The organism is Lactobacillus crispatus, from assembly GCF_018987235.1.
Classification (GTDB): domain Bacteria; phylum Bacillota; class Bacilli; order Lactobacillales; family Lactobacillaceae; genus Lactobacillus; species Lactobacillus crispatus.
Window position 1 is genome coordinate 2,169,227 of the sequence record NZ_CP072197.1, and the last position, 16,507, is coordinate 2,185,733.

Sequence of the window (16,507 nt, forward strand, 5' to 3'; positions counted from 1 at the left end):
CCAAGCAGCCTTTAAGGCTGCTTTTTTTAACTCCAACATTTATTTGTGTCCAGACCAATAAAGAATGTTAGAATTAAGCGGTAGACAGATATGTTTGTATTTTTGGGAGGCAATTATGAAAAATTTAAAACGTCAATGGAAGTTTATTGTCGTTTTGATTGCTGGTGCAGTCGGATTAATTAGCCAATTTGCATTGCATTCAAAGAGCCTCTTCTCAATCGGAAATCTTCAATTTCCAGTTCATGCCATCATTATTGATATCATTGGTATCTTGATGGCAATTTCTTTACTATTGGAAATTTTCCACGATTGGAAGACAGGCCGTTACGGCGTAGACATCCTGGCTGTTATCGCTGTTGTTTCTACCATATTGATTGGTGATGTATGGGCTGAATGGATGATTTTGGTAATGATGACCGGTGGTGAAACGCTGGAAGATTACGCAACTGGTCAAGCCAACAAGGAATTACGTGCCTTGCTTGATAAAACGCCACGTATCGCCAACAAGTTAGTTGACGGGAAGATCACCGAAGTTAAGGTTGATGACCTGCAGGTCGGTGATACTGTTTTGATCAAGCCAGGTCAACAAGTTCCTGTCGATGGTCAAATCGTTAAGGGCACTTCAAGCTTCGACCAATCTTCATTAACTGGTGAATCAGTTCCTGTGACCAAGAACCCTGGCGACGACTTAATGTCCGGTTCAGTGAACGGTGATGTAGCGGTAGAGATGAAGGTAACTAAGGCTGCTAAGGACTCAGAATATCAGTCTATTGTTGCGTTAGTTAAGTCTTCACAAGCTCAACCTGCTAAGTTCGTTAAGATGGCTGACCGTTACGCCATTCCGTTTACCGTTATATCTTTGATTATTGGTGGTGTCGCTTGGGCTGTGTCTGGGGATGCAACTCGCTTTGCGGAAGTTATGGTTGTTGCTTCTCCATGTCCACTGTTGATCGCTGCTCCTGTTGCTTTGGTATCAGGGATGAGTTCAATGTCAGCTCACCATATTATTGTTAAGTCTGGTCCAACCCTAGAGAAGTTGGCTCGCGCTAAGACCTTTGCTTTTGATAAGACTGGTACTTTGACTGAAAACCAATTGATCGTTGACCAAGTCGTTACTGATGACAAATCATTTGATCAAAAAGAATTGCAAAGCTTAGCTGCCAGTGTTGAACAACAGTCAAGTCACGTTATCGCTAGTTCTCTAGTTAAGGCTACTGACAAGGATTTAATTCATCCCGTAACTAACCTTAAGGAAACTACCGCTCAAGGTGTTGAAGGTGATGTTGATGGCAAACACGTTAAAGTTGGTAAGTTATCCTTTGTTGCGCCAGGTCATGAAAAATTAAACGTCACTTCAACTGCTGTTTACGTTTCAGTTGACGGTAAGTTTGCTGGCTACATCACTTTGAAAGATAAGATGCGTCCAGAGAGTCCTAAGACTATTGAACGTCTTCGTCGTCAAGGTGCAGAAGATATCATGATGCTTACCGGTGACCACAAGCAAGTTGCTGAAAAAGTTGCTAAAGAAGCTGGTATTACTGATGTTCGCTCAGAACTTTTGCCATCACAAAAAATTCAAGCTATCAAAGATGTACCTAAGGATCTTCGTCCTGTCGTTATGACTGGTGATGGTGTTAACGACGCGCCTAGTTTAACTGCCGCAGATGTTGGTATTGCCATGGGGGCTAAAGGTGCTACTGCTGCCAGTGAAAGTGCCGATGCTGTTATCATGGTTAACGATATTTCTAAAGTTAACGATGCAGTCGCTATTTCTAAACACACAATGAAGGTTGCTAATATCGATGTTTTAACTGCAATTGGTGTCGTTATTATCATTGAATTGATTGCCTTCACTGGTGTTATCCCAGCCTTCTGGGGCGCTATTTTGCAAGAAGTAGTCGACATGATTACGATCAGCTTAGGTTTACTTGCTAAGACTAAGCCAAGTGATAAGCAATTTGGTTTGGAAGAAAAATAAATTAGATATTAATAAGATGTAAAGAAGCTCCAGAATCGATTTGGTTCTGGAGCCTTTTTTCATAAATAATTATGCGTAGCACTGCACTAGTTCAATTTGCATCTAAGTTAAAAAACTATTAAAATTATACTCAACTAAATAATTTTTAGTGGTTGGGTTTTTATCACAATAAAAACTTTCAAGATTCGCTTCTTTGGGTCAGGAAGCACTTGAAAGTTTTTTGTTTTTTTACAGAAGGGGAAAATATGCATTTTTTAGGACAACTTATCTTAATCCTCTTAACTACAGTTTTGCTGGGGCAATTATTCGCCCGCTTCAATATGCCTGCAGTTATTGGACAACTATTATCAGGAATTTTACTGGGACCAGCTATCTTAAATTGGGTTAAGCCAAATGATATCATCAGTCTATTCTCCGAGTTCGGGGTTATTCTGCTGATGTTCTTAGCTGGGCTTGAGAGCGATCTAGATTTATTAAAAAAATACTTCAAGCTAAGCTTTACTGTCGCCACAGTCGGCGTTATCCTCCCCGTTGTTTTCATGGGCTTAGCCAGTTACTTCTTTGGCATGCGCCCTCTTGAAGCACTCTTTATCGGGATTGTCTTTGCAGCAACTAGCGTTTCTATCTCCGTTGTGGTGCTGCAAGAAGCACACCAACTGCACACCCGTGCCGGCACAGCCATTTTAGGTGCTGCCGTAGTTGACGATATCTTAGCCGTGGTTGTTCTGAGTCTATTCACTACATTCAGTCATAAAGGTGGCAAGAGCGGCTTAACTAATAACTTTTTGCTTAATATCTTGATTGAAGTAGTTTACTTCGTAGTTGTTTGGCTGATTTTTAAATTTGTTGCGCCATACTTTATGAAAGCTTCTGAAAAAATCGACGTTGACTATTCCGTCGTTATCGGTTCATTGGTTTTAGCCTTAACCATGGCTTGGGCCGCTGATTTTGTTGGTCTTTCAGCTGTTGTGGGTGCATTTTTCGGTGGTTTAGCAATTCGTCAAACACCACAATACAAAGAAGTTCACTCTTCTGTTTCCGCAATCGGCTACTCTGTCTTCATCCCCGTCTTCTTCGCTGATATCGGTCTTTCAATGACTTTTGCCAGCTTTTTCAAGGATATCTGGTTCATTATCGTTATGACCGTTTTAGCTATTTTATCAAAATTCTGGGCCGGAAAATACTCCAGCGAAATCTTTGGCTTCAATAAGAATGAAGGCAATATCGTCGGTGCTGGAATGGTATCACGTGGTGAAGTTGCACTGATTGTAGCGCAAATCGGAATTAACCACCATCTCTTCCCTGAGGATATTTATTCAAGTCTGATCCTAGTAATTATCGTTACTACAGTTATTTCGCCGTTTATCTTGAATTACTTTATTAAAAAGCAACAGAATTCTACAGAATTTATGTAAGCAAAAAAATCCAGTCAAGGCTGGATTTTTTTATTATCTTTAATTTAATTCGATTACTTGATCATACTTTTTCAAATCTGCTGGTTCATAGTGGTGAATTACTTCAAGAAAGGTAAGGTTTGAGTTTAACAAGTAATCATGGATTTGATCTGATGTGTTCTTATCAAGGGATGCATTAATTTCATCTAGTAGCAAAACAGGTCTATTAGCCAAAATAGCCCGTGCAAGCTCAATTCTGGCTAATTGTCCTCCAGACAATTGATCCGCGTTATCACCCAAGGAATAGTCCCAGCCCTTTTCAGCAATAATTTGATCCAAGCCTAATTTTTGGCACACCTCGCTCACCTTTTCCCGGGAAATATTTGCACCTAAAGTGAGATCAAACCACAAGGTATCGGCAAAAATTACTGGGGACTGGCTAGCATAAGCGAATAAATCTGTAAACGAGCCTGGCTTTTGCTTTTTATCGTTAAGCAATATTTCCTTGGCATGACCATGCTTTCCGGTTAATAGGAATTGTAATAACGTTGATTTACCTACACCAGATGGTCCAATAACTGCAACTTTTTGGCCTTTAGCAACTGCAAAGTTAATTTGATTAGCTAATTCTTTACCTTTTCTAGTAAGATCAAGATCTTCTACTTGAATTTTTGCAAAATTATAATTGGTCTCTTTCTTTTCAACCTTGCCCTTGGCAATATATTTTTCTGCCTTAGCGACAATTTTCTTAGTTGTTGATAATTTGTTTCGATCTTCTAAAATAGTCAAAATTGGATTAAGAAATGAATTTGACAGTTGAACGATTGCAAATAAGGCACCTAAAGTAGTTTGACACTTAACCACCATGTAAATTCCCACTAAGAATGGGGTTAAGAACGTAAATAAACTAGCAATCAAGTTAATCCAAGAACTAGTATCTAGATTGAGTAAGTTCATTTTACGCAAAGCATCTTCTAATTGATTGATCAAAACTTGATTTTTCTTAACCGCATTATCGCGCTTGTTGTATAAATTTAATGTTGTGCTGCCAGCCAGAAAGTTTTTAATATGACTAACATATTTATCATTAGCAGTTGTCCAATTTTCTGCTGCAGTTTGAATCTTCTTTTGAAATAAATTAGAAACCAGCATCGGCAAACATGAACCGATTAAAAATAATAATGTAACTAACCAATTAACATATAAAGCATACCCTAGCGCAAAGACAATCATATAGGCCTGCATCATTATTTCAATTTCGGCATCAAAACGATTAGTTTCCAGCAGTTTAAAATCTGTAGTTAAAAAGCCTAAGCTAGCAGTATTTTCTTCGCTAGTCTGACCCAGCATCCCCTTTAAAATACCAGCTCGCAGCGTCGTATTAGTCTCTTGAATAGCACTTGTTTTTAACCGATTGAAAATCAGCGAAGCAATAAAAGTCGCAATAAACGCCCCAATAACAATAACTAGAAATTGTGCTAAATCGCCAAACCTTCTTTGCGTACCAACATTGGTCAATGTCTGTACCATATATGCAAAAATAATTTGTTGTGTACTAGCAATCAAGCCTAAAATAGTTAACATAATGAATTTTGCATGTGAAGAATATTTGTAAATCATTTTTTGTCCTCCTGTATTTTACTTGAGGCTAGTATCGCAGGATAATGACGAAAAATGCGGGAAATTTGCAGATCTGCAAATTTAAGCTGGTTAAAACTAAGTAAAAATCGAGAGGAGGATTTATTATGTTGCCGTTTTGGGCTTCAATGAAGCAAGAGCTATTTTACCTACATATAAATGGCTAAATAATGATGGATTTAGCCAAGAACAAATCAAGTTTTTCGAAAAGTTTATGCATTCCAATGCTCACTTAATTTTCAAATATGCAAAGCAACATAAGCCAGATCTTCTTGATTAAAAGCATTAAAAAAGCGCAATCTACAAAATTGCGCTTTTTTATCATTCCTAATTTACTGTGATATTTCCATTTGAAGTATCAATCTCTAGCACATTATCCCCGACGTCATTTTGGCTATATGTGTCGCCTTCATCTTGTCCATTTACTGTAATTCGTCCGTTAGATGTATCAAGGTCATATCCTTGAGCCACACTATTTCTAACCACAACACTACCGTTCGAAGTATCGATTTGACCTCGCTTAAGAGAAACATCCCTCACCGTTACATTACCGTTTGAACTATCGATCGTCACTTTATCAAGCTTCTTTTTAGGTATTTCAATTGTAATCGTAGGTACAATCGAATTCTTCTTAAACAAATCAAAAATATTTGCATTAATATTTACAGATCCATTATTACGTTCAACCTTTAAAACACTATTTTCAACTTTAACTGCCGGTACCATTTTTTCTCTACCGTTATAGATTACACGATAACTGTCACCTTTTTGAATCTTAATATTTGCGTTAGCAACATTTACATCGATTTGATTAAACTGTTGATGTGTCAGCTCTTTTTGGACGATCGGACCTGCATTACCTTTTCTAAACATTAAACTCGCTCCAATTACTAAAGCCAAAATTACTACTAATATAGATACTTTCAAAACTCTTTTACCTTTCATTTTTTCCTCCAAGTACTTGATGTATTTTGATTATCGCAAGATAATAAGCCTAAATCTAACATATTTGCAGATCTGCAAATCGAGGTGAAAAATTATGTTCAAATATGGTTCAGTTTACAAACAATTGCGCAAAGATCAAGAAATCACTCAAACTGAAGCCTGCAAGGGTATTTGTTCAATCTCCAAGTTATCACGCTGGGAAAACAATCAGGTAGAAGTTGAGTTTAGCACCGCCATTGCATTACTCAGGCGCAGCAACATTACGCTTGACGAATTCACGCATTACGCTGCAATGAAAACAGAATTTACATTGCCAGACGACATTATAACGGCCATTAAAGACAATGATACAAAGGTACTCGAAAAATTTGTTCAGGAGCAGCTAAATCATTATCACGCCACCAAAAATATTCTCGAACTCAAAAACATCATTCTTGTCTGCAATCAATTATTTCTCATGACTGGTAAAAACTATCTAACACCTGCAGACATTAATCGAATCGGTTCATACCTGCTTCACAACACCGTTTGGTCTAAATACAATATCTTGCTCTTTGCTAACTCACCGTTTTTGCTAAATTCTAAAATCGGCTATCAAATTGCTCTGCGAATTATTCACAACTTTCATCCTACAGAAAGTTTGAACGAAAACACCACCATTTTCATAGGCGGTTTATCTGATACAGTTATTGCCTTAGTTTTCAAAAAGAAGCTAGATTACGCTCAAAAAATTCTTAATGAATTAAAAAAGATAGAACTTCCCTTCTATCTCATGTTCTTTAGTTTAACATTGACCCTTTTACAAAAAATTATCGACTACTGTCATACTCTCGACGCACAGCCTGTATTGGCAATGATTGATACCATAGTTCAGTTGAATTGCATGGAAGTTGCTCAAAAATGGCTTGAAATTTTTAAAGACGTACAACAAATCTGGCCAGAAAAAGAAAATTAAAAACCGTAAAAGTAATTTACTTTCACGGCTTTTGACATGGTATTCATTATGCAAGCTTACAAATTTTTAGCTTTTAATTAATCCTTTACAACGTCTTTGATGTTCAACCATTGACTCTTGTTGATCTTGACGATCTTCTTGCCAGCAGCTTTCTTAACATCCTTAACGGTGTAAGTTGAACCCATTGAAACCTTTTGGCTAGTCTTGTGACCTTGTGCGTCCAAAACATTAACTTTTTGGTTCTTAGTGTCCTTTACAGTAACAAAGATCTTGTCACCCTTTTTAATTGCAGGATCAGTTGGCATAGTTTCGGCAACACCTAACTTTGGAGCAGGAAAACTAGCTGCTTGACTAACTGAAGCACCAACACCCATTAAACTCATTGAAGCAACTGCGATTGAAACAACTTTAACTAAATTCTTTGAAACTAACATAATGAATACCTCTAATTTATATATCACTTAACTTGTTGGAACTTTTTGTTCCCTTATTCCTTGCATCTTTATTGTATAACATATGTTATTAATTGCAAGGGATAATTCAAAGTTTTTCAAAAATAATTCAGTCGTCTGAAAGTGTTGCTATAATAACGATTGCGGGGATTTTTTGTCCAAAAGCATTAAAAAAGTGTCTGAGAAACCGTTCTTTCCCAAACACTTGTTTCAATCTCTAAATAAAACCTAACGCGTTATAGCACATGTGCACCAAAATTGAATAGCGCAAATCCTTGGTTGACATATAGACCCAAGCTAAAACCATGCCTAAGACCCAATATACTAAGATATACTTACTTAATGCCGGATCATGCATATAGCCAAATAAAAATCCGCTTGCAACAATACCTAGCCACTTATTTCTAGTATTTTTCTTAGTGAAAAAGATATTGAAAAACATCCCTCTAAAGATATGTTCCTCACAAAATGGCGCGATGAAAACTACTAGGATCCTAAATAAACCTGCATTGTATTCCGCTATTTTATTCAAGCTTTCCTGGTTCTTTGAAACGCCGCCACCAACTAGATTAAGCATCACAATCGAACCTACTACAATCAGTACAAAACCGATCATCGCTATTCCGATTCTGCGCCAGTCCCAGTGTGGTGTTTCATCAAAGCCCCAATCATTTTCTTCTTTTAATTGCCTGCGATAAATATAGGAAATTGCAAACAAAACTATTACCGTAGCAAGCGCCGTAACGAAGACGCGATATTGCCCCAAATCAAATCGCTGAGGTCTAAAGTAAAGTACTTCTAATTCAGAATACATTACCAAAGCCAACACAGCCCCTGCAATATTTCCCAGGTAATGTCCAAATCTCTTCATTTTTCATTCACACCTTGATTCTTTCAACTAGTAATCATTGTTTCTATTATAATGTAAATACGCGTGGTGCTAGTTAAATCTTTCTAGACAATAAGCCAAATTATAAGCTAAAATTGCAATTTCCAACCGGCTTTGAAAGCCTATCAGACTACGTGCTCGATTGTTCTCGGCATTGTAATAGGTCAGAAGCGAAAAGTCGCTTTCAATTGTTCTGCGAATAGCCATCAATTGATGATCATTGTGCTTTTTAGCTCCTGTCATATTTTTACGATATGGTGTCCAAAGTTCATAACCCATTTGTTTTAGCTGTTGATGCAGTTCTTTGCCTAAATAGCCTTCGTCGCCAAGAAGATAGTAATTAGATGGATGTGCATTTTCCATCAGTTCAACTGTCTCCTTGGCATCATGAACTGATGCTTTTGTTACGACATAATCAAGAATGTAACCGTCATCGCTAACAATGGCATGAACTTTGAAACCATAGAAGTAAATTTTCTTGGTGGCCTTATAACCAATGTTGGCATAACCGCGAAAAATTTTAGCACGATAGTTGCGAATTGGTTGGCAAACAGGTACCGGAAAGCTGTCAATGATCAAGAAATGTCCATTCAGGTCAACCTTTTTATTCATTTCTTGCCGTATCTGATAAATCAATTGCAATAGCTGACGTGAACGCCGATTAAAACGTGAGTGTGATAAACAATTGAAACATTCACAGAATCTTCTTTGTGATTCAATTCCTGTCTTAGCTTGCCAGATAAGTAAAGCCAAAATCAGACTGTCCGTAGTTTTAATTTGATCAATATTTCGCCGATGAGTAAACTCAGCCGGTGCATACAAACGATACCAGTGCCGACAAATTATCACTAAATCTTTAAAACTAACTTGTAAATGGTGGCTAAAACGCTTAAGCTTAAGGCAGTTCAATCAGATCAGACTCTTTTCTATTATTACTATTTACAAGTCGAGTCTAACAAGATTGGACTTTTTTATTAACTAAAACGATTTAACTAGCACCACGCGTAATGTAAATAAGAAAAAATACCTAAGGAGGAGTATCTATCTATGCTTAATCAGATCATCGCTTTTTTGGGGAGACGCGGTGAGTTCTTCTACATTTCAGTCTTTATGTTACTGATATTTTTTGTCTTTTTAATCTCTTGGCTTATCGAACCAAGACGTTTGATTAATGGCGTTTTGTTTACTATCTTTATAGTCTCAATGCTCTCTTGGATCACCGTTATGGTGCACAAAAGTACGAGTCACGGCTTGCAACGTGCCTATGACCTACTAGTTCTAGCTGCATTATTTTGCATTGTCTTATTATTAATTTTCGCCTGGATTTTTCTATTCTGGAATGCCTATTTCGTTTGGAAATATGAAAGCCATACTTTGCCTAACTTGCTTACTTTAATTACCGGATTTTTAGCATTAATTATTAGTATTATCGTGCTCTTAGGACCAGGTAAGTACTTGCCACGTTGGCTTAGTCTCGCATTAGCTTCAATTCCCGCGATTGCAATTTATTTGGGATTGGTGCTTTATTTACAACTTTTTGGTAAACTTACTTCTATATCAAATTTATCCTCGTACCTACCACCAAGACTATTTAATCGTTCTAGGGGCTGGGCTAATCAATGGCGACCAAGTATCAAAACTGCTTGCGGCTAGAATTAATCGAGCAATTCAATACTCTAACCGCCAGTATCAAAAGGGCCGCAAGCGCCCTATCCTGATCATGTCAGGTGGTCAAGGCGCTGACGAAAAAATCTCTGAAGCACTCGCTATGTCTCGTTTTGCACAACGGCGTGGCGTTAGTGTTGACCGTATCTTATTAGAAGATCAATCGAAAAACACATACGAAAACATGCTCTTTTCTAAGCGTATTGCCACAAAAGATTTTGGTAATTCCCACTTCAAGGCACGCTTCTTTAGCAATAATTACCATATTTTTAGAGCTGCTCTCTTGGCTAAGGAAGTTGGTTTAAAAGCCAATGGTGTCGGTGCTTACACCAGATTCTACTACTTGCCTAACGCAATTATCCGCGAATTTGCCGGTGTGTTTGTCATGCATAAACGCCGTCATTTCGTTATCATGGGATTAATCGTTTTATTCTTTATCCTGCAAGCTATCTTAGTCATGACAGGATTAGAAAGATTTACTGTAATTTAGAAAAGAGGGATGCAATGCTTCAACTAAAGCATATTTTTAAGTCATATAAAGTGGGGGACAACATCACCCACGCTTTAGACGACGTTACAATCTCGTTCCGTGACCAGGAATTCGTCGCTATCTTAGGTCCGAGTGGTTCTGGAAAAACTACCATGTTAAACGTAATTGGCGGACTTGACCGTTACGACCAAGGTGACTTGATCATCAACGGCAAATCTACCAAGAATTTTAAAGAGACCGACTGGGATGCTTACCGCAACAATACCGTTGGTTTTGTTTTTCAAAATTATAATCTAATCCCCCACTTGTCGATCATCGCCAATGTGGAACTAGGGATGAATTTGTCTGGTGTGCCTAAAAAACAGCGCCATGAAAAAGCAATTGCGGCGTTAACAGAAGTGGGATTGAAAGACCATCTAAATAAACGTCCTAACCAGTTGTCTGGCGGTCAGATGCAACGAGTAGCGATTGCTCGAGCAATTGCCAACGACCCTGATATTCTACTTTGTGATGAACCAACTGGTGCACTTGATACTGAGACTTCTGTCCAAATTATGAAGTTGATCAAAAAACTATCTAAAGATCGACTCGTTATTATGGTGACCCACAATCCTGAATTAGCTAAAGAATACGCCACAAGAATCGTTAATTTCCAAGACGGTAAGATTCGTCATGATTCTGATCCTTTTAGCCCTAATAAGGAAGAAGACAAATTTAACCTCAAGCGTACCAAGATGTCTTACTGGAACGCCATCAAGTTGAGTTTCACCAATATTATGACCAAAAAAGGTCGAACTCTGCTAACTGCTTTTGCTTCAAGCATCGGGATTATCTCAATTGCCGTAGTTTTAGCTATCTCTAATGGTTTTCAAAAGCAAATCAATACCACAATGAGCAAGGCCTTAGCAAAATATCCGATTTCTATTTCACAGACCGCAACTGACATTACTTCAGCTAATGCACGTAAAGAATCGGATAAAAATGTCAAAAACCGCGGCTATGTAACGGCAGAACAAGACCAAAGCGAACAGGCCCAACACGTTAATAAAATTAGCACAAAGTATGTTAACTACATCAAGAAGATCAATCCTAATTATGCCAATAACGTGTCTTACCAACGCGGCGTAAGCTTGAATTTATTAGCTAAAAACAAGGGAAAAATTGAACGCGTGCAATTTTCAAATACGGATCCTGATCAGACTAATTCTGTTCTAGCTGCTAGATCCCAAGCGATGAGTTCAATGGGACTGGGTTCAAGTGTCTTTCCCACTACTTTAAATAAAGAGAAAGGCTCATTTTTGAAGCAAAATTATCAATTGCTCTCAGGCACTTGGCCTACTAAGGCAACCGACTTGGTTTTAGTTACTGACAATAAAAATACTGTTAACATCAATGCCTTAAAAAATCTTGGTTTCGATTTAAAGAATAAGGAACACGTCAAATTCGGCCAATTAGTAAATAAGCAATTTCGTGTAGTTGCCAACAATGATTACTATCAGCAATTGCAAACTGGCATGTTTATTCCTAAAAAGGTAAATAACGCCATGTATAACGGTGCTCAAACCAAGCTAAAGATTGCTGGTGTCATTCGTCCTAAAAACGAAGATTCAATGGCCTTGTTATCAACTGGAATTGCTTATAGCGATCAACTTTCACAACGCGTGATTAATGAAAATAAAAACTCTGCAATTGTAAAGGCACAAAAGAAGAGTAACCATAGCGTATTAACTAACCAAAAACTAAATGCCAATGAAAAGAAAGCTACAATGCAGACTCTTGGCGGTACCAGCATCCCTACTGGCATCATGATTTATCCCAACAATTTTGATGATAAAGATAAAGTACTTGATTATCTTGACAAATGGAACAAAGGGAAGAAAAAATCAGACAAGATTCTCTATACTGACATGTCAAACGCTGTTACCACAATGACTGGCGGCCTCTTAAGCGGGATAACGACGATCCTTGTCGCATTTGCTGGTATTTCATTAATCACATCTATGATTATGATTGGTATTTTAACTTATACCTCAGTACTTGAGCGAACTAAGGAAATCGGGGTACTCAAGGCATTAGGTGCCCGTAAAAAAGACATTACTCGTGTCTTTGATGCCGAAACCTTCATCCTAGGTGTTTTCTCTGGTGTATTAGGCATTCTGATTGCTTACCTACTAACATTCCCAATTAACAGTATCATTTACAAGATTACTGATCTGGCAAATGTAGCCCAACTAGATCCTACTGCTGCTATTGTTTTGATCATTATTTCAACTATCCTCACCCTCTTAGGTGGTCATATTCCAGCACGAATGGCTGCAAAGAAAGATGCTGCAATTGCATTGCGGAGTGAATGAATTTAATAAAGAATTTGTTACGTTGTTCACAATAACCTAAATTTTTAGCAAAATATGTGGTATCTTAGCTTTAGCAAAAACAAGTAAGAAAGGAACTTTTTTCACCATGACTGTTAAAAAATTAGAAAATAACAGCGATGTTAATGTAGTGGCAGAAGAAAGCAAAGTTTTAACTGATTTACTGAATGAATCAACTAAGCAAGTAATCGGTCAAGCAGCTTTCGATAAGATCCAAAACTTAATTAAAATCTCTGCCGCCAAAGATTATCAAGAACTTGAAAAGCAAATTGCTAGTCTTAACAATCGCGAAATGATTGTTGTTGCACGTTATTTTGCTACTCTCCCACTCTTGATCAACATTTCAGAGGATGTAGAACTAGCAAGTAAAGTTAATGTGCTTAACAATACTCATCAAGATTATCTAGGTAAATTGAGTGACACAATTGACATTGTAGCCCAAAAGAAAAATGCCGAAGAAATCCTTGAACATGTAAATGTAGTACCCGTTTTAACTGCCCATCCTACTCAAGTACAAAGAAAAACCATTTTGGAATTAACCGATCAAATTCATCAACTTTTGCGCAATTATCGTGATGTGAAGAATGGCACAATTGATCGCGATGAATGGACTGAACAAATGCGGGCTTGCATTGAAATTTTGATGCAAACTGACATTATTCGTGGTCACAAATTAAAGGTAGCTAATGAAATTACCAATGTTTTGGCTTACTACCCTAAGGCTTTAATCCCTGCAATCACCAAATTTACTAGTCGTTACAAGGAATTAGCTAAAAAACACGGGCTAAACGCTAGTCATGCTACGCCAATTACCATGGGAATGTGGATCGGCGGCGACCGTGACGGTAACCCTTATGTAACGGCTGATACGCTAGAACTAAGCGCTACTTTGCAAAGCCAAGTAATCTTTGAATATTACATTAAGCAAATCAATAAGCTTTATAGAGCCATTTCCATGTCTACTTCTTATATGGAGCCATCTGACGATGTAATGCACCTATCTGAGCTTTCTAATGATGATTCACCATTCAGAACTAACGAGCCATATAGACGGGCATTCTACTATATTCAAAGCCGTTTAGTGCACACTGAACAAAAATTACTGAATATTACTAACAAGAACACTTTCTTAAAGAAACGTGACCTCCAAAATCTTGATAAAATCCCTTGTTATCAAAATGCTCAAGAATTTAAAGCCGACTTAGAAATCATCAAAAATTCACTTGAAGAAGACCATGATCACGCCGTAGTAGACAGCTACTTTACTCAAATTCTTGAGGCTATCAACATCTTCGGCTTCCATCTAGCTACAATTGATATGCGTCAAGATTCTAGCGTTAACGAGGCCTGTGTCGCTGAGCTACTTAAGAGTGCTGGAATTTGTGACAATTATAGCGATTTAAGCGAAGACAAAAAGATCAAGCTTTTACTCAACGAATTGAACAATGATCCACGTAACTTACACGCCAATAACAAACCCAAGTCTGAGTTACTACAAAAAGAATTAAAGATCTACAAGACTGCTCGTCAATTGAAAGACCGTTTGGGTGAAGACGTCATCAAGCAACATATTATTTCTCACACTGAGAGTGTTTCAGACATGCTAGAACAAGCAATCATGTTAAAGGAATACGATTTACTTGATAATCAAAAAGCCCGAATTCAAGTGGTACCACTATTTGAAACGGTTGAAGACTTGAATAATGCCCGGGAAATAATCAAGGAATTCTTAAGCTTTGATATCGTCAAGAAGTGGCTTGTTTCTCAAAATAATTATCAAGAAGTTATGCTAGGCTACTCAGATTCTAATAAGGACGGTGGCTACTTAGCTTCATGCTGGAACCTTTATAAAGCTCAAAAGGATCTAACTAAGATCGGTGAAGAAATGGGTATCAAGATTACCTTTATGCATGGCCGTGGCGGTACCGTTGGTCGTGGTGGTGGTCCATCATACGAAGCAATTACAGCACAGCCATTCAAGTCAATTAACGATCGGATGCGGATGACTGAGCAAGGTGAAATTATCCAAAACAAGTATGGTAATAAAGACACCGCCTACTACAACCTAGAAATGTTAGCTTCAGCAACAATCGATCGAATGGCTTCTAAGCAAATTGTTAGCGAAGATCATGTCGCAGATTTCCGTTCTTCAATGGATCAAATCGTAGCTAAAAGCAACGAAGTTTATCGGAAACTAGTATTTGAGAATCCCAACTTCCTTAAATACTTCTTCCAAGCAACTCCAATCAAAGAAATCTCTGGTCTTAACGTAGGATCACGTCCAGCTTCAAGAAAGAAACTCACTGACTTTTCTGGCTTAAGAGCCATCCCTTGGGTTTTCTCTTGGTCACAAAGCCGAGTAATGTTCCCTGGTTGGTATGGTGTAGGTTCTGGTTTCAAATCATTCATCGATGCCGATCCAGCCAACTTGAAGGAATTACAAAATATGTACCAAGGTTGGCCATTCTTCCACTCCCTGCTTTCCAATGTTGATATGGTTTTATCTAAATCAAATATGAGAATTGCCAAGCAGTATGCGGATCTTTGCGAAGATGAACAAATTAAATCAGTCTTTGATATCATCAATCAAGAATGGGAACTAACTAAGAAAGTCATCCTACAAATTGAAGGTCATGATGAATTAATCGAAGATGCACCTACTCTTAAGAAGAGTCTGGAATACAGAATGCCTTACTTCAACATTTTGAACTACATTCAATTAGAAATGATCAAACGTGATCGTGAAGATGAGATTCAAGGTGTTTACCAAAGTATAATTCCTATTACTATCAACGGTGTGGCTTCCGGTTTACGTAATTCAGGATAAAAAACACATAAATTTTAGCTAAAAAAGGCTCCTCATTGCCTGTTTTATCAAGCATTTGAGGAGCCTTTTTTCAATTTATTAAACTTTTTAGTTACGCCTTTTTCATAACTAAGTTAAGTGGCGTTACAATTACTGGAACGACAATAGCTGTAAAAATTGCTTCTACTAAACCGTTCATGCCCAGTGCCATAATTAAAATTAAAATCAATGGCGTACCTGAACTATAATTTCCTAGGTAATGAGTTAAGCTTGCTGGATCATGCATGAAGAAAATACTCGTCAGCAAAATAACCATCACGGTATTAGTTAACGAAGTGACTGCTCCACTTATGATATAACCCAATTTCGCATATTTAGTCTTACTCATACCCTTCGCAATAATTCCCGGGAAATAGCCAGCCAAAATACTTGGTACCAATGAAATTACCGGATTTTGGAACAACATTAAGCTGACCATATCGCCAGGTTGAGTATATGCAACAATCAATCTGGTAATACCCCAGAATAAGCCAAAGCCTAGACCCGCCTTTTGTCCCATTAACGTGCCATAGACGGCAATTGTCATTGGAATAGTAGTTACAGCTGGCAAAGCCGGGATAATTCTTACATAGCCAACATTTGGCACAAAAGTCTGTACAATCAATAAAGCAGCAAAGACAGCAGTAATTGCTAATCTTTTAGTTTCTTCTCTTCTCATATATTTCTCCAACTTAATTCTTTAGACTCAATTAAACCATAATTAAGATTTTTTCTCAGCAAAAAAGTTCATTATACAATATCTAGGTATATTTTATCTAATATGACAAGATATTGTATTTTTTATTATTTTTTTACTTAATTATGCATTATCCTTACTCTCTCTAATGCATAATCGTGTTCTATACCAATTAAGAATCCCTTTA

The 16,507-nt window shown here is 37.6% G+C and carries 11 protein-coding genes, 1 pseudogene and 1 other annotated feature; of the genes and pseudogenes, 6 read left to right on the plus strand and 6 right to left on the minus strand.

Going from position 1 to position 16,507, the window contains the following annotated elements:
• Window positions 1-115: 115 nt before the first annotated feature.
• Window positions 116-1,978: a heavy metal translocating P-type ATPase gene (locus tag J6L97_RS10655; RefSeq protein ID WP_057726760.1), complete on the plus strand. Its 1,863-nt coding sequence runs from the start codon at window positions 116-118 to the stop codon at window positions 1,976-1,978.
• Between the two features lie 150 nt (window positions 1,979-2,128).
• Window positions 2,129-2,185: a sequence feature (sodium ion sensor (DUF1646 type); this cis-regulatory element may regulate processes involved in with the transportation of sodium ions), on the plus strand.
• A gap of 38 nt (window positions 2,186-2,223) precedes the next feature.
• Window positions 2,224-3,393: a cation:proton antiporter gene (locus J6L97_RS10660; protein ID WP_057726759.1), complete on the plus strand. Its 1,170-nt coding sequence runs from the start codon at window positions 2,224-2,226 to the stop codon at window positions 3,391-3,393.
• Between the two features lie 39 nt (window positions 3,394-3,432).
• On the opposite strand, the gene J6L97_RS10665 is transcribed toward J6L97_RS10660, so the two are convergent.
• Together J6L97_RS10665 and J6L97_RS10670 are read right to left on the minus strand one after the other, a co-directional pair.
• Window positions 3,433-4,992, minus strand: a complete 1,560-nt coding sequence (locus J6L97_RS10665; protein WP_054832846.1) for an ATP-binding cassette domain-containing protein — start codon at window positions 4,990-4,992, stop codon at window positions 3,433-3,435.
• A gap of 345 nt (window positions 4,993-5,337) precedes the next feature.
• Entirely contained in the window at window positions 5,338-5,955 is a 618-nt protein-coding gene (locus tag J6L97_RS10670) for a DUF4097 family beta strand repeat-containing protein (RefSeq protein WP_057726758.1), read from the minus strand.
• A gap of 94 nt (window positions 5,956-6,049) precedes the next feature.
• Between J6L97_RS10670 and J6L97_RS10675 the strand changes: the two genes are divergently transcribed.
• Window positions 6,050-6,910, plus strand: a complete 861-nt coding sequence (locus tag J6L97_RS10675; RefSeq protein WP_057726757.1) for an Rgg family transcriptional regulator — start codon at window positions 6,050-6,052, stop codon at window positions 6,908-6,910.
• Between the two features lie 77 nt (window positions 6,911-6,987).
• Here J6L97_RS10675 and J6L97_RS10680 read toward each other — a convergent pair whose 3' ends face one another.
• The 3 genes from J6L97_RS10680 to J6L97_RS10690 form a co-directional block, all read right to left on the minus strand.
• Window positions 6,988-7,344, minus strand: a complete 357-nt coding sequence (locus J6L97_RS10680; RefSeq protein ID WP_013087062.1) for a hypothetical protein — start codon at window positions 7,342-7,344, stop codon at window positions 6,988-6,990.
• 235 nt (window positions 7,345-7,579) lie between these two features.
• Window positions 7,580-8,233, minus strand: coding sequence for a CPBP family intramembrane glutamic endopeptidase (locus J6L97_RS10685; protein WP_013087063.1), 654 nt, complete (start codon window positions 8,231-8,233; stop codon window positions 7,580-7,582).
• A 69-nt stretch (window positions 8,234-8,302) separates the two neighbouring features.
• Window positions 8,303-9,160, minus strand: a complete 858-nt coding sequence (locus tag J6L97_RS10690; RefSeq protein WP_118992340.1) for an IS982 family transposase — start codon at window positions 9,158-9,160, stop codon at window positions 8,303-8,305.
• A gap of 138 nt (window positions 9,161-9,298) precedes the next feature.
• On the opposite strand from J6L97_RS10690, the pseudogene J6L97_RS10695 reads away from it, so the two are divergent.
• The 3 genes and pseudogenes from J6L97_RS10695 (at window position 9,299) to ppc (ending at window position 15,605) form a co-directional block, all read left to right on the plus strand.
• A pseudogene (locus J6L97_RS10695) lies at window positions 9,299-10,406 on the plus strand (YdcF family protein).
• 14 nt (window positions 10,407-10,420) lie between these two features.
• On the plus strand, window positions 10,421-12,760 hold the full coding sequence (locus tag J6L97_RS10700; protein WP_057726918.1) for an ABC transporter ATP-binding protein/permease: 2,340 nt from the start codon (window positions 10,421-10,423) through the stop codon (window positions 12,758-12,760).
• A 106-nt stretch (window positions 12,761-12,866) separates the two neighbouring features.
• Window positions 12,867-15,605: a phosphoenolpyruvate carboxylase gene (ppc, locus tag J6L97_RS10705; RefSeq protein WP_057726917.1), complete on the plus strand. Its 2,739-nt coding sequence runs from the start codon at window positions 12,867-12,869 to the stop codon at window positions 15,603-15,605.
• Window positions 15,606-15,696: 91 nt separating this feature from the next.
• Here the strand turns inward: ppc and J6L97_RS10710 are convergent, their stop codons facing one another.
• Complete coding sequence (locus tag J6L97_RS10710; RefSeq protein ID WP_005719951.1) at window positions 15,697-16,302, minus strand: ECF transporter S component; 606 nt, start codon at window positions 16,300-16,302, stop codon at window positions 15,697-15,699.
• Window positions 16,303-16,507: the final 205 nt, after the last annotated feature.